Annotated in this window: 11 protein-coding genes; 4 read left to right on the top strand and 7 right to left on the bottom strand. The window is 71.0% G+C overall.

Annotated elements, in window-relative coordinates; translation table 11 throughout:
• Nucleotide 1: 1 nt before the first annotated feature.
• The 5 genes from ACH4D3_RS07900 to proB all read right to left on the bottom strand — a co-directional run bounded on the left by ACH4D3_RS07900 (nt 2) and on the right by proB (nt 4,981).
• Entirely contained in the window at nt 2–1,072 is a 1,071-nt protein-coding gene (locus ACH4D3_RS07900; RefSeq protein WP_398317773.1) for a hypothetical protein, read from the bottom strand.
• Nucleotides 1,073–1,157: 85 nt separating this feature from the next.
• Nucleotides 1,158–1,727, bottom strand: a complete 570-nt coding sequence (locus ACH4D3_RS07895) for a hypothetical protein (protein ID WP_398317770.1) — start codon at nt 1,725–1,727, stop codon at nt 1,158–1,160.
• A 124-nt stretch (nt 1,728–1,851) separates the two neighbouring features.
• The gene (locus ACH4D3_RS07890; RefSeq protein ID WP_398317767.1) at nt 1,852–3,138 is read right to left on the bottom strand and encodes a glutamate-5-semialdehyde dehydrogenase; all 1,287 of its coding nucleotides are present in this window, start codon (nt 3,136–3,138) and stop codon (nt 1,852–1,854) included.
• 73 nt (nt 3,139–3,211) lie between these two features.
• A complete protein-coding gene (locus ACH4D3_RS07885) occupies nt 3,212–3,742 on the bottom strand; it encodes a hypothetical protein (protein ID WP_398317764.1) in 531 nt (176 codons plus the stop codon).
• Between the two features lie 135 nt (nt 3,743–3,877).
• On the bottom strand, nt 3,878–4,981 hold the full coding sequence (gene proB / locus ACH4D3_RS07880; protein WP_398318926.1) for a glutamate 5-kinase: 1,104 nt from the start codon (nt 4,979–4,981) through the stop codon (nt 3,878–3,880).
• Nucleotides 4,982–5,245: 264 nt separating this feature from the next.
• Between proB and ACH4D3_RS07875 the strand changes: the two genes are divergently transcribed.
• From ACH4D3_RS07875 to ACH4D3_RS07865, 3 genes are all read left to right on the top strand, one after another.
• Nucleotides 5,246–7,555, top strand: coding sequence for a hypothetical protein (locus tag ACH4D3_RS07875; protein ID WP_398317761.1), 2,310 nt, complete (start codon nt 5,246–5,248; stop codon nt 7,553–7,555).
• A gap of 229 nt (nt 7,556–7,784) precedes the next feature.
• Nucleotides 7,785–10,016 carry a CDP-glycerol glycerophosphotransferase family protein gene (locus tag ACH4D3_RS07870; protein WP_398317758.1) on the top strand — a complete coding sequence of 744 codons (2,232 nt, stop codon included), beginning with the start codon at nt 7,785–7,787 and terminating at the stop codon, nt 10,014–10,016.
• A 23-nt stretch (nt 10,017–10,039) separates the two neighbouring features.
• On the top strand, nt 10,040–13,633 hold the full coding sequence (locus ACH4D3_RS07865) for a CDP-glycerol glycerophosphotransferase family protein (RefSeq protein ID WP_398317755.1): 3,594 nt from the start codon (nt 10,040–10,042) through the stop codon (nt 13,631–13,633).
• 100 nt (nt 13,634–13,733) lie between these two features.
• Here ACH4D3_RS07865 and ACH4D3_RS07860 read toward each other — a convergent pair whose 3' ends face one another.
• Both ACH4D3_RS07860 and ACH4D3_RS07855 read right to left on the bottom strand, forming a co-directional pair.
• Nucleotides 13,734–15,851, bottom strand: a complete 2,118-nt coding sequence (locus tag ACH4D3_RS07860) for a hypothetical protein (RefSeq protein WP_398317752.1) — start codon at nt 15,849–15,851, stop codon at nt 13,734–13,736.
• Between the two features lie 177 nt (nt 15,852–16,028).
• Nucleotides 16,029–17,525 (bottom strand): D-ribitol-5-phosphate cytidylyltransferase, encoded by a 1,497-nt coding sequence (locus ACH4D3_RS07855; RefSeq protein ID WP_398317749.1) that lies wholly within the window; start codon nt 17,523–17,525, stop codon nt 16,029–16,031.
• A 493-nt stretch (nt 17,526–18,018) separates the two neighbouring features.
• On the opposite strand from ACH4D3_RS07855, the gene ACH4D3_RS07850 reads away from it, so the two are divergent.
• The gene (locus tag ACH4D3_RS07850) at nt 18,019–20,055 is read left to right on the top strand and encodes a glycosyltransferase family 4 protein (protein ID WP_398318923.1); all 2,037 of its coding nucleotides are present in this window, start codon (nt 18,019–18,021) and stop codon (nt 20,053–20,055) included.
• Nucleotides 20,056–20,119: the final 64 nt, after the last annotated feature.

Below are 20,119 nucleotides of genomic sequence, written 5' to 3'. Positions count from 1 at the left end.
CTCACACCTTCGGCCGGGCGTTCTCCGCGAGGCTGCCGCACAGCGCCGTGGCGTTGTCCGAGGTGTACGGGTCGGTGCCGGCGGGGACACCGGCCCCGGCCTCCTGGCCGGCCAGCAGCGGGCGGAGGTGGTTCGCCGCGTCCTCGGCGCAGGAGAGCGGCCCGGCCTGGACGTAGGAGGCGACGAGCCGGGTCTGGTGCAGCCGCAGGTCGTCGCGGTCGAAGCGGAAGTGCAGCTCGCGCCGGAGGGTGAACAGCGACACCTCGCCCCGGGTGTCGTCGGCCGGTCGCAGCGCGTACACCATGGTGTGGTCGGCGGTGACCTCCAGGGTGGACGCGTCGCTCTCCGCGACCCGCAGGCTCCCGTGCACCCGGATCTCGGGGTCGGCCAGCTCGGCCCGGGCCGGGTCGAAGCGGACCAGCCACCCCGTGGGGGCGTGCCGGCCGTCCAGGGCGGGTTTCTCGAAGCTCTCGTCGAACTGGTGAAGCTGGTCCGGGTCCAGCAGCACCCGCACCGAGCGCACCTCCTCGCCGCCGAGCACCTCCGGGTCGAGCGCCGAGCGGACGATGTAGTTCTTGGCGGTGGTGAGCGCGTTGAACACCTGGTCCTCGGAGAAGTGCGCCGTACGCCGGGCCCCCGGCAGCGGGATGCCCTGGGCCGCGGTCCTGAAGTGCGCGGCGGGGCTGTGCGCGTACAGGAACGCGGCGTCGTCGGCGCCGGGCACCCTCTCCCGCGGGGCGAGCGGGACGACGGTCATCCGCACCGGCTCGGCGGCCCGCTGCCCGGCGGGGCTCTGGTAGGGGTGCCGTACGCCCATGTAGATGGCGGTGCCGAAGGCCACGGCTATCAGCAGGACCAGGATCAGGGCCTGCCGGGACAGTCCGGCCCGGCGCAGGGGCGGGCGGCGGCGCACGGCGGGCGCGTGGTCGGTGATGCGCTCCTGGGCGGAGAACTCCTGGAGCCGGGCAGCGCGCACGAACGACTCGTCGAAGACGACGGATCGGTACTCGTCCTCGCCGCCTCCGGGACCGCCCTCGGGCGTTCCTCCGGGCGGACCGCCAAGCCCTGCCATACCTTCAGAGTGGGTCAGCGGACGGACGCGTAAACGCGCTGCCACAGGTCAAGTTGGGACAGCTTGGCGCCGCTCCTGGGGCAGGTCAGGGGCTGCGCGGGATCACCGGAACGGCCGGCTGGGAGTAGTCGGCGGAGGCCGAGGGGGTCACGGTGCCGCCCTGCTCCGGCCCGGTGGAGGCGGGGGGCGGCACCTGCTGTGTCCCGCCGCCCGAGGACGCGCCCCGGTAGACGGCCACGAAGGCCAGTGCGACCATGCCGATGCCCATCGCGAGGGCGAGCAGCCAGGCGACGGGGCGGTGCCAGCGGACCTGCTTGCCGTAGGCCGCGGGAGCGCCGTAGGGGCGGTCGAGGAGGTCGCGGTCGTCGTCCGGGTCGTCGAGGTCGGGATCATGGCCGAAATCGCCGTACCCGTCGTCGTAGCGATCGGCTCTGCTGCGGCCCCGGCGGGCCGCTTCCGCCTCGGTGGCCTCGGCTCTGGCCTGCGCGGCGGCCAGGAGGCGCTCGACGGCGGTCGGCTCGTGCACCGCGGCCGCCCGTACGAAGGCCTCGTCGAAGACCACGGAGGCGAACTCTTCGTCCGACACCCCGCGGTCGTGGTCGTCGTCGGGCTCCCTGCCGTCCGGGAACGGCGTGCCCCCCACGTCCTCCGGCACGGCTCCAGAGTAGACCTGGGAGGTCGTTTTGGGCAGACGGCGGGGAAATTCATCCGGTGGGTGAGATGCCCCGATCGGTGCGGCCACGGCCCTCCCCCGGGGGCGCCCGCGGCGGCACCCGCCGTCAGCGCCGCACGTGCCCGTCGCCGGTGACGATGTACTTCGTGCTGGTCAGCTCCGGCAGCCCCATGGGGCCCCGGGCGTGCAGCTTCTGCGTGGAGATGCCGATCTCGGCGCCGAAGCCGAACTGGCCGCCGTCGGTGAAGCGGGTGGAGGTGTTCACCGCGACGGTGGTGGAGTCGACCAGCTGGGTGAAGCGCCGGGCGGCCTGCTGCGAGGTGGTCACGATGGCCTCGGTGTGGCCGGAGGTCCACAGCCGGATGTGCTCGACGGCCCGGTCCAGGGAGTCCACCACGGCGGCCGCGATGTCGTACGACAGGTACTCGGTCTCCCAGTCCTCGGGGGTCGCCTCGACGACGTTCGCGCCGGAGTCCTTGGCGTGCGCCATCACCCGCTCGTCGGCGTGCACGGTGACCCCGGCCTCGGCGAGTGCGGCCAGCGCGCGGGGCAGGAACTCGGCGGCGATGTCCTGGTGCACCAGGAGGGTCTCGGCGGCGTTGCAGACGCTGACGCGCTGGGCCTTGGAGTTGATCAGGATGTCGACGGCCATGTCGAGGTCGGCGTGCGCGTCGACGTAGACGTGGCAGTTGCCGGTGCCGGTCTCGATGACGGGGACGGTGGACTCCTGGACGACGGTGCTGATCAGGGAGGCGCCGCCGCGCGGGATGAGCACGTCGACCAGGCCGCGGGCCCGCATCAGCTCGCGCACGCTCTCCCGGCTCTCGCCGGGCACCAGCTGCACGGCGTCGGCGGGCAGCCCGGCCCCGCCCACCGCGTCGCGGACCACCCGGACCAGGGCGGTGTTGGACTGGTAGGCGGAGGAGGAGCCGCGCAGCAGCACCGCGTTGCCGGACTTCAGGCACAGGGCGGCGGCGTCGACCGTGACGTTGGGCCGGCCCTCGTAGATGATGCCGACCACGCCGAGCGGCACCCTGACCTGGCGCAGGTCGATGCCGTTGGGGAGGGTGGAGCCGCGCACGACCTCGCCGACCGGGTCGGGCAGCGCGACCACGTCGCGCACGTCGGAGGCGATGGCGCGGACCCGCTCCGGGGTCAGGGTGAGCCGGTCGACGATGGCCTCGCTGGTCCCGGCGGCGCGGGCCTTGGCCACGTCCTGGGCGTTGGCCTCGACGATCTCGCTCGTACGGACCTCCAGCGCGTCCGCGACGGCGAGCAGCGCGTCGTCCTTGGCCGCCCGCGGCAGCGGCGCGAGGTCGGCCGCGGCGGACTTGGCCCGGTAGGCGGCCCGGGTGACGGGTGACATCGAGTCGTACGGCGAGAGCGTGGTCATGGAGGGAAGCGTAGTGCGCGCGCTCCGGGCGGCCACCTGCCGTCCCATCCCGCGAGATACGCCGGGAGTGGGGTCAAAACGGGTGAACGCCGACCGGCGTCGCGGGTGCCGGTCCGTACCCCGCGGCGATGCGCTGGTGGTAGGTGGCCCGGTCGATGACCTCCAGGCCGACGATCTCCCAGGGCGGCAGCCCGGCGGTCTGCCGGTGCTCGCCCCACAGGCGCAGGGCGACGGCGGCGGCGTCGTGCAGGTCGCGGGCCTCCTCCCAGTACCGGATCTCCGCGTGGTCGTCGGCGTACCGGCTGGTCAGCAGGAAGGGGTGGTCGTGCGCGAGTTGTTCGAGCGCCCGGCGCACCTCGGTGAGCGGGGCGCGGGCGCCGGAGACGCTGAGCGTGACGTGCCACAGGCGCGGGGTGTGCTCGGGCTCCTCGCCGTGGAACCGGTCGCCGGCGGCGACGCTGGTCAGGGCGCGCTCCTCGCCGCCCGCCCGGTTCGCGCCCCGGGCGCCGCCGGGGCGGGCACCCGTGCCGCCGCGGGCGCCCGCACCACCGCGGGCGGCGGTACCACCGCGGGGCGCCGCCGTCCCAGGGCGTACTCCGCTCACGACGGCCTCCTTCACGCACACGGCTCGGCCCGGTGGTCGGCCGGACTTGTCCCTGAGGAAAGTTGAGCAGGCCGCGCGAGATCGCGGGGCGGTTTTGCGGAACGTCCACCACCGATTCGGGGACGTTTCGACCCATTACGGGTGCAGGATCACCAGATCGTCCCTGTGTACGACCTCTCGTTCGTACGCGGGTCCGAGTTCGCGCGCCAGTTCCCGGGTGGAGCGGCCGACCAGCCGGGGCATCTCCTTGGCGTCGAAGTTGACCAGCCCGCGGGCCACCGCTCGGCCCGCGCCGTCCCGCAGCTCCACCGGGTCGCCCGCGGCGAAGTCGCCCTCGACGCCCGCGATCCCGGCCGGCAGCAGCGACTTGCGGCCCTCGACGACCGCGCGCACCGCCCCGTCGTCGAGGACCAGCGCGCCCTGCGGGGCGGAGGCGTGCTGGAGCCACAGCAGCCGGTCGGCGGAGCGCCTGCCGGTGGCGTGGAAGTACGTGCCGGTGTCGCCGCCGGCCAGGGCGTCGGCCGCGTGGACGGCGCTGGTCAGCACCACGGGGATGCCGGCGGCGGCGGCGATCCGGGCCGCCTCGACCTTGGTGACCATGCCGCCGGTGCCGACCCCGGCCTTGCCCGCGCTGCCGATGTCGACGCCCGCGAGGTCGGCCATGTCCCGCACCTCGGCCAGCCGGGAGGTGCCGGGCCTGCTCGGGTCGCCGTCGTACACACCGTCCACGTCGGACAGCAGCACCAGCAGGTCGGCGCGGACCAGGTGGGCGACGAGGGCGGCGAGGCGGTCGTTGTCGCCGAAGCGGATCTCGTCGGTGGCGACGGTGTCGTTCTCGTTGACGATCGGGAAGGCACCCATCGCGAGCAGCTTGTCCAGGGTGCGGGAGGCGTTGCGGTGGTGGGCGCGGCGGCTCATGTCGTCGCTGGTCAGCAGCACCTGGCCGACGCGGACGCCGTAGCGGGCGAAGGAGGCGGTGTAGCGGGCGACCAGCAGTCCCTGGCCGACGCTGGCGGCGGCCTGCTGGCGGGCCAGGTCCCGGGGGCGGCGGTGCAGGCCGAGGGGGGCGAGCCCGGCGGCGATGGCGCCGGAGGAGACGAGGACGACCTCCTTGTCGGCGCCGCGCACCTTGGCCAGCACGTCGACGAGCGCGTCGACCCGGTCGGCGTCCAGACCGCCCGCGGCGGTGGTCAGCGAGGAGGAACCGACCTTGACCACGATCCTGCGGGCCTCGCCCACGGCCTGCCTTGCCCCTGTCACGGCCCCGTCCGCCTCTCCCGTCGACACGCGCCGATCCCTGCGCCCGCCAGGCAATCTACGCGAAGGGGACCGCACACCGCACCGGAGTTCACCCCGCGGACAACGGCCACGGACCTCGCCGGATCCCCGGCACGGTCCGCGCCGGTCCGGACCCGGTCACCGCCCGTTTCCGCGCCGCGCCCGGAGGCCGGGGCAACACGCGCGTGTCGTCGGGCGGTCACCCCGCGTTAACCCGGTTGTCCGATGCGCGACGAGCCTGGAGCTACCGCAGTGCCCCTATCCCTGCCCCGCCGCCGTCCTTCCCGCCGTCCCCGCCTTTCCCGTCGTCCCCGTCTGGCCCGTCGTCCCCGTCCTTCCCGTCTTCCCCGTCGCCCCCGTCCGGCCCGCCTGCCCGGGCGGCGGATCGCCGTGAAGCTGCTGGTCCCGGCCGTGCTGGCGGCCGCCTTCGCCGCACAGGCCGTGGGCGCCCTGCTGCCGCACATGCCGCTGCTGCTCGCGGCGAGCGCCGGTTCACTGGCCGCCGAGGGGGTGCTGCACCGGTGGCAGCGGGGCATGGTGTCGCTGTTCGCCAAGTCGCACGCCGATGTCACGGTCCGGCACGTGCTGCGCGACCTGCTGCTGGTGGTGGGTCTGCTGCGGCTCGGCGAACAGCACCGGGAGGGCGTCTACGCGCCGCTCGTCGCCGGGCTGCTCGTCCTCTACGCCCTGCACTGGTCGATCCAGGCGGTGTCCGTCCTGGTCCGGCGCACCCGGACGCTGCCCGTGGTGACCCGGAACATCGACGCCTCCGCGCTGCGGCTGACCCCGGCACCCCCGGTGCTGCTGCGCCGCCCGGGACCCCGGCTGGCGGTCCTCGGGCTGCCCGCGACGACCGGGCTGCTGGCGACGGCGGCGACCGACGCGCCGGTGTACGGGGTGGCCGGGCTCACGCTGTCGCTGGGCGCGGCACTGACCGGCCTGGGCGTGCTGCTGCTGCGGCTGCTGCCGGGGCGCAGGCCCGCCGGTGAGCAGGAGGTGCTCGACTGGTTCGACGCGTGGCTCGCCCGGTACCGGCCGACGGTCGGCCTGTACTTCTCGGGCGGGGCGTCCTCGGCGTACCAGGCGAACATGTGGCTGGAGCCGCTGGCGCGGCTGGACGGGCGGCCGGTGATCGTGCTGCGGGAGCGGCACATGGTGCAGCGGATCGCGGCGACCGACATCCCGGTGGTGTGCCTGCCGAAGGTGTCCACGCTGATGCGCCTGGAGCACTCGACGCTCCGCGTCCTGCTCCACCCGTCCAACTCCGGCAAGACCTCGCAGGTCCTGCGCATCCCGACGATCAAGCACGCCTTCGTCAACCACGGGGAGAGCGACAAGCTGTCCTCGTGCAACCCGTACGCGAAGGCGTACGACGAGGTGTGGGTGGCGGGTCCCGCGGCGCGCGAGCGGTACGCGCTGGCGGAGGTCGGCGTCGAGGACAAGGACGTGGTGGAGATCGGCCGCCCGCAGCTGGACGCCGTACGGCCCTACGCGGGGCCGCCCGCGCCGGGGGCGTTCACGACCGTCCTGTACGCGCCGACCTGGGAGGGCTGGGACGGCAATCCCGGCAACACCTCGGTGGTCGAGGCCGGGGAGAACCTGGTGCGGGCGCTGCTCGCGGACCCGGGCGTACGGCTGCTGTACAAGCCGCATCCGCTGACCGGGTCGGTGGACCCGCGGGCCCGGGCCGCCGATCTGCGCATCCGGGAGCTGGTGCGGGCGGCGAACCGGGAGCGTGGCGGTCCGCGTCCCGACGCGTCGGCGGCCGCCTGCCTGGCCCGGCGGGCGGCGGAGCTGGACCGGCTCACCGCGGCCGGTTTCCGGTCGGCGGCGGACCAGGCGGAGCGGATGCTGCGGCAGCCGGAGCCGGAGCCCGGGCGGGCGGGGACGGTAGCGCGGGCGGCGGCCGCGTGGGAGGAGGCGTACTGGGCGTCGCTGCCCGGGTGGGAGCACCAGGTCGTCACGGACGCCCGGCCGCCGCTGTACGCCTGCTTCAACCGGGCCGACCTGCTGATCAGCGACGTGTCGAGCGTGATCAGCGACTTCCTGGCGAGCGGCAAGCCGTACGCGGTGGCCAACACCAGCGCGCTGGCCGAGGACGTGTTCCGCAAGTCCTTCCCCACGGTGGCGGCGGCGACCGTGCTGGAGCCGGACGCGTCCGGGGTGCCGGCGCTGCTGGCGGCGGTGCGCCGTCCGGAGCGGGACGAACTGGCCCAGGAGCGGGCCGCGTTGGCCCTGCGCCTGCTGGGTCCGGCCGAGCCGCCGTCCCGGGAGCGCTTCGCCGGTGCGATGCGGGACCTGTGCGCGGCGGCCGGCGAACACCGCGTCCGCAGGGCCGAACGCCTCGCCGCGGACCTGGCCCCGGACCCCTCCGCGGGCCTCGCCTCGGACCTCGCCCCGGACCCCTCCGCGGGCCTCGCCTCGGACCTCGCCCCGGACCTCTCCGTTCCCGGCCCCCGACCGGAGACCGGCAAGACCGGTACAACCCCACTGACAACAGGCGGAGTTGAGCGGACGGGCCGTCCCGTCGACTAGTCGGACCACATCCCCGGGCGGGCATGCGAAGAAGTTGTCACCGCCCTGTGAGCGTTCTGGGCGCATGTGTGGATACTCATAAGAGCCCCCGGGGCAGGACCGGACATATCAGGCACGGGATCGGGCATACCCGACAACAGGACCGTTACCCTTGGCCGCACGCCACAGGCTTTCGCACTACCGTACGCGGCAACGCACGGACAGTTCCCCCTTCGAACAGGTTGCAAGGATGCCCAGGTTCTCCCTCATCGTCCCGGTGCACAAGGTGCAGGGCTACCTGCCCGAATGCCTCGATTCGGTGCTCGGCCAGGACTACGTGGACTTCGAGCTCATCGCAGTGGACGACTGCTCGCCGGACGGTTCGGGGGCCATCCTCGACGAGTACGCGAGGCACGACGCGCGCATCCACGTGATGCACCTCACCGAGAACGTGGGGCTGGGGCGCGCGCGCAACGCCGGGCTGGAAAAGGCGCAGGGCGACTACGTCCTGTTCCTGGACAGTGACGACACCCTGACGGAGGGTGCGCTCAGCGCGATAGCGGACCGTCTCGACGCGACCGACGATCCCGAGCTGATCGTCTACGACTACGCCCGTACGTACTGGAACGGCAGAGTCAGCCGCAATCAGCGGGCGGACCTGCTCCGCAACACCGGCCCGGACGTGTTCTCCCTCACCGACCGTCCGCAGCTGCTCGACCTGCTCCAGATCGTCTGGAACAAGGCGTACCGGCGCGACTTCGTCGCCCGCACCGGGCTCACCTTCCCGCCCGGCTACTACGAGGACGCGCCCTGGACGTTCGGCTCCCTGATCACTGCCGAGCGGATCGCCCTGCTGGACCGGGTCTGCGTGCACTACCGGCAGCGGCGTGAGGGCGGCAACATCCTCAAGACGGTCAGCCGCAAGCACTTCGACATCTTCGACCAGTACCAGCGGGTCTTCGACTACGTCGACGCGCACGAGGAACTCGCCGCATGGCGCGGCCCGTTGTTCCGCAAGATGGTCGACCACTACCTGACCGTGCTGGAGAGTCCGGGCCGGCTGCCGCGGGACGCGCGGGCCGAGTTCTTCCACCGTGCCTCCGCCGACTACCGCGCCCGTATGCCGAAGGGCTTCGCCCGGCCGGGCGGCGGCCGCGGCCACAAGTACACGATGCTGGAGCGCGACGCCTACACCACGCTGATGAGCGCGCTCGCGGCGGTGAAGGCGCGCCGACGGGTCAAGAAGGGCATCCGCGCCGCGCTCAACCGGTCCAAGCGCGGCGCGATGGGCGCCTTCTACCAGTCGCAGCTCAGGCTGCCGCTCGACGACGACCTGGCGCTGTTCTCCGCCTACTGGAGCCGCGGCGTCTCCTGCAACCCGGCCGCCATCGACGCCGAACTGGCCCGGCTGGCTCCGGGCATGCGCCGCGTCTGGGCGGTCCACGCGGACCACGCGGGCCGGGTGCCCAAGGGGGTGCGGGTCGTCCGGGTGGGCTCACGCGAGTACTGGACGGCCCTGGCCCGCGCCAAGTACCTCGTGAACAACGTGAACTTCGCGGACTCCGTGGTCAAGCGCGAGGGCCAGATCCACGTCCAGACCCACCACGGCACCCCGCTGAAGACCATGGGCCTGGACCAGCAGAAGTACCCGGCCTCCACCGACATGGACTTCGAGAAGCTCCTGGAGCGGTGCGACCGCTGGGACTACAGCATCAGCGCCAACCGGTTCTCGACCGTCGTCTGGGAGCGGGTCTACCCCTGCTCGTACACCACGCTGGAGACCGGCTACCCGCGCAACGACGTCCTCGTCAACGCCACCGCCGAGGACGTGCGCGCGGCCCGCGCCGCGCTCGGGCTGGCCGACGGCACCAAGGCGTTCCTTTACACGCCGACCCACCGCGAGTACCAGCCGGGCTTCACCTCCGCCCTGGACCCGGCCCGGTTCGCCCGCGAACTCGGTCCGGACGTGACGCTGCTGGTGCGCGGCCACTACTTCTACGGCGACTCCCCGCAGACCGACGCGCTGCGCCGCACCGGCCGCATCATGGACGTGTCCGGGCACCCCCGGGTGGAGGACCTGTACCTCGCGGCCGACGCACTGATCACGGACTACTCCTCGGCGATGTTCGACTACGCGGTACTGGACCGCCCGATCATCAGCTACGTCCCCGACTGGGACGTCTACTCCGTGGTGCGCGGCACCTACTTCGACCTGCTCCAGGAACCGCCCGGCGCGGTGGCCACCACCCAGACGGAGCTGCTGGGGCTGCTCGCCTCCGGCACCTACGACACCCCGGAGACGGCCAAGCGCCGGGACGGCTTCCGCAGGCGCTTTTGCGAATTCGACGACGGACACGCGGCCGAACGGGTCGTACGACGTGTCTTCCTGGGCGAGGAGAACCTGCTGCCCGTCGTCCCGTTCGACGACCGTTCCCACGCCCCGACCCCCACCCAGGCGCTCGAACCGGTCGAGCGGGCCTGACCACGGAAGGAATCGCACCCAGCATGGCCCCTCGGCTCAGTGTCATCGTCCCGATCTACAACGTGGAGCGCTATCTCCCCGCCTGCCTCGACTCCCTGGCCGCGCAGACCTTCCGCGACCTCGAGGTGCTGATGGTGGACGACGGTTCGCCGGACGACTCGGCGTCGATAGCCGCCGACTACGAGGCCCGCGATCCGCGCTTCAGGCTGATCCGCAAGGAGAACGCCGGTCTGGGCGCGGCGCGGAACACGGGGATGACACGGCTGGCACCCGAGTCGGAGTACGTCGCCTTCGTGGACAGCGACGACATGATCCCGCCGAACGCCTACCGGCTGATGGTGGACTCCCTCGACGAGAGCGGCTCGGATTTCGTCACGGGCAACGTCCAGCACATCAACAGCACCAAGATCTGGCAGTCCCCGATGCACCGCATCCTCGCCGGCGGTGCGGTCAGGCGGACGCACATATCGCGGAACAAGAAGCTGCTGACCGACCGAATAGCCTGCAACAAGGTGTTCCGCCGCTCGTTCTGGGAGAAGCACGACCTCTCCTTCCCCGAGGGCGTGCTGTACGAGGACGTCCCGGTGATCCTCCCGGCGCAGTTCCTCGCCGAGGCCGTGGACATCATCAGCGAGCCCACGTACTACTGGCGGCTGCGCGAGGGCGAGGCCGCCCCCTCCATCACCCAGCGCCGGACGGAGCCGAAGGCGGTACGGGACCGTGCGGCGGCGGTGGAGTCCGTCAGCCGCTTCTTCGCCTCCCGGCCCGGCGAGTCGGGCGCCGAGCTGAAGCACGCGTACGACCACACCGCCCTCACCGGTGACCTGCGGATCTTCCTGAACGTCCTGCCGGACGGTGACGAGGAGTTCCGCGCCGAGTTCCTGCGTGTGATCAACAAGTACCTGGACCAGGTCGACCCGCAGGTGGTCATGGAGCTGCCGGCCACCGCCCGGATCAAGTGGCTGCTGGTGCGCAAGCACGCGCTGGACGACCTGGTGGACCTGATCAAGGCGGAGCGGCGCGGGGACGCCGTGGAGATCGGCGGGCTCGTCCGCAAGTACGTCAGTTACCCCACGGTCGAGGCGGCCGCCGCCGGCCTGCCGAAGAAGGCGCGCCGGATCGACCCGGACCTGAAGCTCCACGCCCCGCTGCAGGACATCCGCTGGGACGGCGGCAGACTGCGGCTGGCCGGGCACGCGTGGGTCGACCAGATCGACCAGTCGGGCCGGCGCAGCGCCGCCAAGGTCCTGGTGCTGAAGAAGGACGGCTCCCGGCGGGCCACGGTGGTGCCGCTGCGCAACACCCATGTGCCCGAGGCCACGTCGCTGTCCGGCCGCAAGCACAACAACTACGACTGGTCGGGCTGGGAGGCGGACCTCGACCCGCTCAAGCTGCGCCGGGGCTCCCAGTGGGAGGAGGGGACCTGGCGGGTGGGCATCGGCATCGCCACCGCCGGTCTGCTGCGCAAGCGCGCGGTCCAGGTGAAGGGCCCGACGCGGGCCAACCACCCGCCCTACCAGTGGCTGGACGACGACTTCCGGCTGCTGCCGACGCCGGTCAACGGGGCGCTGCGGCTCACCGTCGAGCGGGTACGCGCGCTGATCACGGGCCACCGGGCGGTCGGCGCGGACATCGAGATCGACGGTGAGATCCGCGTGCCGCTGGACGCGGGCGAGAGCGTCTCGCTGCGCGTCACCAACAAGAAGAGCGGCGAGCGGCTGCACTACCCGGTCACGCTGAGCCCGGCCGACGGCGCGCACACCCCGTTCACGGTGCGGGTGCCGATGCGGGACGTGGCCCTGCTGCCGGAGCACCAGGACGTCGTGAAGGAGGAGAACGCCGCCGGCGGCGCGGACCCCGCGGCGGCCTCCCGGCGCAACTGGAGCACCCAGCTGGTGGCGGTGGCCGCCGACGGGGGCGAGCGTCGTTTCTCCACCGTGGTCCGTGAGGGGCTCGCGGACGGCGAGATGCGGCTGCCGGCGTCCCTCGCGGAGAACGCCGACCGCAACGAGATAGCCCTGGTCTCGGGGCACAACGGCTATCTGAAGTTCTCCGGCCGCCCGCTGCAGGCGAAGATCACGTCGGTGCGCTGGGCCGGTGACCGCTACGTCGTCGAGGGTGTGAGTGCCGCCGACATCGACGGGGCGGACTTCGTCGTGAAGGCCCGGGACCGGTTCGACGAGAAGACCGTGGCCCTGCGGACGTCGCCGGACGGTTCGTTCGCCGCCGAGTTCACCCCGGCGTCCATGTCCGGTCCCGACGGAACGCTGCCGCTCAAGAGCGGGCGCTGGAACTTCTTCCTGCGCACCCCCGACGGCAGCGACATCCCCTTCCTCGTCGACCGGCTCGCCGTGGACGACTTCCCGGTGCTCGGCGCCGCGAAGGACCGGGAGTACGAGTTCGAGTCCCGCTGGTACAACTTCCCGCAGCTGAACTGCCCGTCCGACCTGTCCGTCCTGGAGCGCGGCGCCTACCGTCAGGAGCGGCTGCGCAAGGACGTGTACGAAGCGGGGCGGACCCAGCCGCTGCGGGACGCGGTGCTGTTCATCAGCTACAACGGCAAGCAGTACTCGGACTCGCCGCGCGCGATGCACGAGGAGCTGCTGCGCCGGGGGGCCGACCTGGAGTACCTGTGGCTGGTCCGGGACGGTCAGGTGGACCTGCCCGACACGGCGCGCAAGGTGCGGTTCTGGAGCACCGAGTGGTACGAGGCGCTGGCCCGCTGCCGCTACATCGTCACCAACGCGCACCTGCCGCACTGGATGGAGCGCCGTCCGGGGCAGGTGGTCGTGCAGACCTGGCACGGCACCATGCTGAAGAAGATCGGTCTGGACATCGAGGCGCCGAAGTTCGACCCGCAGTACCACGAGCGGCTGATCCAGGAGGCCCGCAGCTGGACGATGCTGGTCTCCTCCAACCGCTTCAGCACGCCGATCCTCAAGCGCGCCATGGGCTTCGACGGAAAGATCATCGAAACCGGGTACCCGCGCAACGACTACCTCTACGCGCCGGACCTCGCCGAGCGTGCCCGGGCGATCAAGGAGCGGCTCGGCGTGCCCGCCGACAAGCGGGTGATCCTCTACGCGCCGACCTGGCGGGACGACCTCTCGCACCGGCGGGGGCAGTTCAAGTTCGACCTGCGCATCGACGTCGAGGACGCCCGCGCGCGGCTGGGTGACGACCACGTGCTGCTGATCCGCCGGCACTCCAACGTCGTGGACAGCATTCCCGGCGCGGGCAACGGCTTCGTGCACGACGTCTCGGAGTACCCCGACATCGCGGACCTGTATCTCGCCGCCGACGTGCTGGTGACGGACTACTCCTCGGTGATGTTCGACTACGCGCACCTGAAGCGGCCCATGCTGTTCTTCACGTACGACCTGGAGCACTACCGGGACAAGCTGCGGGGCTTCTACTTCGACTTCGAGAACGACGCGCCGGGTCCGCTGATCCACACCTCGGAGGAGCTGGTGAGCGCGCTGGGCGACCTGGACAAGGTGTCGGCCGAGTACGCGGACCGCTACCGGCGCTTCCAGGAGCTGTTCTGCGACCTCGACGACGGCCGGGCCGCGGCGCGCGTCGTGGACCTGATGCTGGAGCAGGCGCGGGAGGTCTGACGCCGGCTCCCCCGCTCGGCCCCGTCATGAAGCGGCCGGGTCCGGCACGACGCCGGACCCGGCCGCACGGCTCGAAGCCGTCGAACCGCTGCTGGGCGGGTCAGCCCGCCGCGACGTCGTCCGTTTCCTCAACGGGCGCCGTGCGCTGGTCGTCGTCCGTCTCCTCAACGGGCGACGTGCGCTGATCGGGCAGTATCTCCGTCAGGTTCATGTCCACGTCCGGGCCGCCGGCCGTGACACGGGTCTCCTGACCGGAATTGCGGGTCTCGGCCTTCCGCGCGAGGTCCGCGACGGCGGTGTTGAACTGGTCGATGGACTTCGGCTCGTCCGGGCCCAGCAGGTAGCGCCTGAGCTCCTCGCGGTCCTCGGCCAGCGGGTCGGCCGCGTGGTTTCGGACCGCCGCCAGCAGCCCGTCCAGCTCCGTCGCGCTGTTGGTGAGGATCACCGCGGCACGCACCGCCGTGTTCTGGTTCCGGAATTCCTCGGCACCCAGCTCCGCGGAGTCCGTCACCGCATACGGCTTGCCGCTGGCGATGAAGTCGGACACCACGCTGGAGATGTCGGAGACCATCGCGTCGGAGACGTTGAAGCAGTCGTACAGACGCGGTTCGGCACCCGTGACGACCCGGTGCTCCCAGTCGGGGACGGAACGCCAGTAGGCGGCGTTCCAGTCGGCGCGCAGCCGGGCGGCCTCCTGGTGCTTGTGGACGTCCACCATGCCGTCGCGGGCCGCCTCGGCCTCGTCGCCCTTGGCCGTGCCGCCGGACAGCGCGGCGAGACGGCCCTCGATGCGGGCCAGCTCGGCCTTGGCGTCGGCCTGCGCGGAGGCCTGCGCGGTGAAGCGCGGGTCGGCGGCGCGCGCCGCGGCGGCCTTCTCTATCAGCGCGGTGATCCTCCGGTGGGCGGCCGCGGCCTGCGCGCTGCGGGTACCGGTGAAGGGGTGCGGCTTGTACAGGACCCGGACCGGCGGATCGGCCTTCACCAGGGTGCGGACGATGTTCTCACCGGCCAGCAGGATCGAGGTGTTGCCGGGGTTGTCGTCCCAGCCCTCCCAGGTGGGTGCGTACAGGACGGTCGGCATACGGTCGTCGGGCACGCCCTGCCAGGTCTGGATGGGCGCGAGCTGCGGGCGGCCGACCTCGACGATGTCGTCGTCGCGGACGCCGACGTCGGCGATGGCGTAGCGGTCGCGGCCGGCCCGCCCGGCCGTCCACACCTCGTCGTACACCTTGCTGAACGGGTTGACACTGGCGAGCTTGTCACTGTCGCCGTGGCCGATGAACACGTGCTTCATGGTCGGCACGCGCAGCATGTGGATGTTCTTGCCGACGTTCGCCGCGTACAGCGCGACCCGCACGGTGGACAGGTCCATGTTCATCAGGTGCACGCCGCCGGGCACGCAGATGACGGGAACCGTGGTGGGCGCCATGCGCTCGAGCATGACTCGCTCGCGCAGGACGATGAGCGGCCGGGAGTCCAACTGCTCCATGGTCTCCAGCCACATGTTGAGCTGGTACGCCGAGTCCTTGGAGCCGGAGAAGTACAGAACCGTCTCGGGCCGGTACTCGCGCAGCCAGCCGTCGATCGCGGCCAGTATCTGGCCGCTGTCCGACGAAACCCTCCGGACGCGGGCGTAGAACACCAGGGTCAGCACGTAGAGGAGGCCGAGCGCCAGCGTGACGGCGATTCCGGCGAAGGCGGCCACGGCCGACTCCATGGCCGCGGCGACCAGGATGCCTGCCACGGCGGCCAGGTCGAGGTGCAGCATCTTCTCGGCGGAGCGGCGCAGCAGCATGCGCGGCGGGGCGTCCGGGATGCGCACACGCGAGGCGAGATCGACGTTGCGGGTCGCGACCGGCATGCGGCGGCGGGTGCGTATCAGGGTGACCAGCGCGCCCTGGGGGGCCTGAAGGGCGTAGAAGACGATGAAGCAGGTGGTTGCCCCGTAGTAGATCAGGTCGTCCGCGAGGGAGAGGCGGGCCAGCAGCAGGACCAGCAGCAGCTGGCGGATCAGGAAACGGATCGACAGGCCCGCCCGGACCTTGCTGAGCCGTTTGATCAGGTAGCTGCCCTTGCGGTGCAGATAGTGGTCCGCCAGGTACGTCACGGCGGCCGCGGACGCGAAGACGGGAATGCTCGGGAGGAGAGCGCCCAGCATGAGACAGGGGAAGCCCAGCATCATGAGGATCGCCGCGGCCAGTTCGGCCGCGCTGTCCACCCGTGCGACGCGAATAGCGGTGGATATCACGAGGAAACCTGCTCTGGAGGGAGAATGCCGGTTTATGCCTGGGGTTTGAGGAAGTACGGATTCAGACCCCCGCGAATATCCGTGCACCAAATTCTTGGGCGGGAAGGCGCAGGGGCCTGAATGTCGGAAGCTATTAGTCCTTGATTATTACACGCCGTCCTGACGGTCCAACACCGAGGCCAGCGCCTGTTCGAAGCCGGAGGCGCGCGCCGCGCCCGCGGTCGGGTCCTGCTGGCGCACGTCGATGACGTGCCCGGTGAGTTCCGACAGCAGCACGTCCAGCGAGGTGCGGGCCACCGCCTCGGAGGAGAGCAGCGTGCCCGCGGGCTCCTGCCCGAAGGCCTTGGTCCGCATCGGCGTCGCGGTGCGCTCCGGGTTGACGCAGTTGACGCGGATGCCGTCACCGGCCCACTCGTCGGACAGGGCCTGGGTGAGGTTCACCATCGCGGCCTTCGTCGAGGAGTACAGGCTGTACTCGGCACGGCCGCGGGTGTAGCTGCTGGAGGTGTACAGCAGCAACTGCCCCCCGCTCTCGGCCAGGTACTTGTAGGCGGAGCGGGCGATCTGCACGGGGGCCAGGTAGTTGACCTTCAGCGCCTCCTCGATGGTGGCGTTGTCGGTCTCGGCGAGTTTCCCTATGCGCAGCACACCCGCCGTGTTGACGACGTAGTCGATGCGGCCCGTCTCGGCGTACGCCTTGGCCAGCGCGTTCTCGACGTCCTCCGGGTTCTCCACATGAGTGCCGGTGGTGGAGCGGCCGAGCGCGTGGACGGTGGCTCCGTAGGATTCGGCGAGCTCCGCGATGTCCTTGCCGATGCCGTACGAACCGCCGAAGACGACCAGGGTCCGGCCGGTGAGCAGTTCCCGGTAGGCCTCGTCGTCGTTCTGCTCGGGCGTGGCGGTGGAGGCGAGCTGGAAGAGCTTGTCCGCGATGAAGACGTCGACGGGCTGGGTGACCTTCATGTTGTACTCGTCGCCCGCCACGACGTGGATCGGCACGTCCGGCAGGTACTTGAGCACGACGGAGCAGTCGTCCGTGGCCTGGAAGTTGGGGTCGTCCGCGGCGACCTCGTAGGCGCGGCGGACGGTGGACAGCTTGAATGCCTGCGGGGTCTGGCCGCGGCGCAGGCGGGAGCGGTCCGGGATCTCCGTGATGAACTCGCCGTCCTCGCCGTGGGTCCGGGTGACGATGATGGTGTCGGCGGAGGGGATGGCCACGTCGACGGCCTGGAAGCGCTCCAACGCGGTCACACAGTCGTCGATGACGCGCCGCGACAGCAGGGGGCGGACGGCGTCGTGGAAGAGGACGTTGATGTCCTCCCCCTCCGCCAGGCCCTCGCCGAGTGCCGCGATGGCCCGCTCGGTGGTCTCGTTCCGCGTCGAGCCGCCCTCGATGACCTTGGTGACCTTCGTGTACCCGGCCTTGGCGACGATCTTCTCGACGTCCGGTACGTACCCCTGCGCCATCAGCACGATGATCTCGTCGATCGAGTCGGCCTGCTCGAAGGTGGTCAGGGTGTGCTCGATGACTGCCTTGCCGGCGATCTTCAGCAGCTGCTTGGGGATCGACAGACCCACCCGCTGGCCGGTGCCACCGGCCAGGATCACTGCGGTGGTACGGGGCTTGGCTATGTGCTGGGACACAGATGACCTACCTTGGGGCGACAGGGAACCTCGAAATATTCCCACTTGTGGTTACCACAGTGCAAGATGAGCGACCCCGGCAGTAAATGTGCACGCAATCCTCCATTCACCTCGCACCGCTGGTGAATGGCGAGACAGCCGTCAGGGTTGTGTGGAACACCGCGATTTTTCTGTGAGTAACTCCACAGGCGCCGACCGTTGCCGACCGCACCCCCGTGCTGTTCACTGCCGCCCGAACCGTCTCCCGCCGCGTGCCCGACGGGACCGGGTCCGCGGCGGTCGCGGCCGACGACTGAACCTTCCGGTTCGATCCACCGTCCTCCTCAACGGGGCCGGGCAGCGGTCACCCGCCGACGAATCGAGGTCGCTTCCAGGCGCATCCCGGCCGAGTGGCCGCGGCCGGAATGGCGGGGGGACTTGTGCCACCCTTCGGGTATTCTGTGCCGTCACAGTCGTTCAATGTCGGCAGCCGATTCACTCGACCGGGACTCACATGAAGATTGCATTCCTGATTCACAACATTTATGGCCTGGGTGGAACGAATCGGACGACGATCAATCTCGCCTCCGCCTTGGCCGAGCGTCACGAGGTTGAGATCGTGTCGATTTTCCAGTCGGTGGATGCCCCACTGTTCACGGTGGATCCCCGAGTCAAGGTCACCGGACTGATCGACACCCGCCTGGTCCCGGAGAAAGACCGGAATACGCCGGCCCGGATTTTCCCCGCGGGCGAGGCCCGCTACCGCCAGTACAGCACCGTGACCGATGAACGGGTCGCCGAATACTTCAAGAAGAACAGCCCGGATGTGGCCATCGGTACGCGCCCCGGCCTCAACGTATACGTCGCGCGCCTCGCCGGTGACCGGACGCTGCGTATCGGCCAGGAGCACATCACCCTCGAATCACATCCAGCGCCACTGGTCGCGGACCTGAAGAAGTACTACGCACGCCTGAGTGGGTTCGTCACGGTCTCCGAGGCCGACGCGGAGAACTACCGGAACGACATGGCCGTGCCGGGGCTGCCGGTCGTCTCCATACCCAACAGCGTCCCGGCCCCCGCGGTGACCCCCGCCGACCCGACCGCCAAGGTGATCGTCGCCGCCGGACGGTTGGCGGTCGTCAAGCGGTACGACCTCCTCGTGCGGGCCTTCGCCAAGATCGCCTCCCAGCACCCGGACTGGCAACTGCGGATATACGGCGACGGCAGCCAGCACGGCAAGCTGCGTGCCTTGATCAACGAACTCTCCCTGTACAACCAGGTCCACCTCATGGGAGTGGCCTCGCCCATCGAGGCGGAGTGGGTGAAGGGTTCGATCGCGGCCGTGACATCGGCCAGCGAGTCCTTCGGCATGACGATCGTGGAGGCGATGCGGTGTGGCGTCCCCGTCGTGAGCACCGACTGCCCGCTCGGCCCGCGCGAGATCATCCGTGACGGCGAGGACGGACTGCTCGCTCCCACGGGAGACGTGGACGCCATCGGCGCCGCGCTGCTGCGGCTGATCAACGACGAAGCCGAACGGACCTCGATGGGCATCGCGGCCCGACGCAATGCCGAGCGGTTCGACCCCGCTGCGATCGCCGTGCGCTACGAGGAACTGTTCCGCGAACTCGGCGCCGGCGACTCCGCTGGCGCCTCGCGCCGCACCTCGCGCTGGCGCCGCCTCCTGCCCACTCGCGCCGCGCAGTCGGGGCCCGCCCAACCACAGGCGGTCGCCGCACCCGCGCGCATGAGCGGATCGCTCCACGCCGACCCGAACGGCTTGCTGCACGTCACGCCGGCGGCCGAGGCACCGGTCGACGAAGGAACACTTCTGCTGATCAGGCGTGGCGGCGAGGACGACCGCCCGACGCTTCGCATCCCCTTGACACGCGACGACGGCGGCCGAGTCCGCGCGACCGTCGAGCGCACCCTGTCGTTGGGGAACGCGGTGTGGGACTTGTGGGTCGAGCCGACGGGGAAGCCGCGCAAGCGCCTGCGCAGCGATCTGCTCGACCTGCGTGGCCTCGTCGGCTTTCTGCCCGAGCCGGACCAGTCGCCGGTGAAGGCTCTGCTGCCCTACACAACGGTGGACGGTTTCATCGCGCTGACCGCGCGAGAGGCGGACGTCCACGCCGAGGTTCGGCAGATCACCGTCGACACCGACGGCGCCGAGATCGGCGTGACGGCACGCCTGTTCGGCGCCGCAGGCGAGATCGAGGGCTTCGAGCTGCGCAACCGCAAGCGGACCGAGGCCGTCCTGGAGCCGTCATGGCACCGGGACGACGACGGACTGCTGCACATCCGCGTTCCCAGCGCGGCCGTGGCCCGTCTGCACAAGGAAGAGCACGACCTGTGGGACCTGTCGGTACGCCTCGTCGGCCGGGCCGAAACAGTGCGTGTCGGCGCGTGGTTCAGCGACGTCAAGGACCGCAAGAAGGTCTATGTGTACCCCGTGACCGTGTTCGAGGACACGCCGCGCGGGCGGGCCAGGGTACGGCCGTACTACACCGTCGACAACGGACTGTCGATCAACGCTGTCGACCTCTCCTAGAGGACTGCTGAACGTCTGCTCTGCGCCGGCCCCGGACCCGCAGGTCCGGGGCCGGCGCATTGAT

The sequence above is a fragment of the Streptomyces sp. NPDC018026 genome, assembly GCF_044327745.1.
Taxonomy (GTDB): Bacteria; Actinomycetota; Actinomycetes; order Streptomycetales; family Streptomycetaceae; genus Streptomyces; species Streptomyces rubrogriseus.
Note: the sequence above shows the minus strand (reverse complement) of the source record. Positions and strands in the feature narration are given on the sequence as shown.

Coding starts and splice junctions, on each gene's coding strand:
- ACH4D3_RS07900 (WP_398317773.1), bottom strand. CDS start 1,072: ATGGCAGGGCTTGGCGGTCCGCCCGGAGGAACGCCCGAGGGCGGTCCC.
- ACH4D3_RS07890 (WP_398317767.1), bottom strand. CDS start 3,138: ATGACCACGCTCTCGCCGTACGACTCGATGTCACCCGTCACCCGGGCC.
- ACH4D3_RS07875 (WP_398317761.1), top strand. CDS start 5,246: ATGCGCGACGAGCCTGGAGCTACCGCAGTGCCCCTATCCCTGCCCCGC.
- ACH4D3_RS07870 (WP_398317758.1), top strand. CDS start 7,785: ATGCCCAGGTTCTCCCTCATCGTCCCGGTGCACAAGGTGCAGGGCTAC.
- ACH4D3_RS07865 (WP_398317755.1), top strand. CDS start 10,040: ATGGCCCCTCGGCTCAGTGTCATCGTCCCGATCTACAACGTGGAGCGC.
- ACH4D3_RS07850 (WP_398318923.1), top strand. CDS start 18,019: ATGAAGATTGCATTCCTGATTCACAACATTTATGGCCTGGGTGGAACG.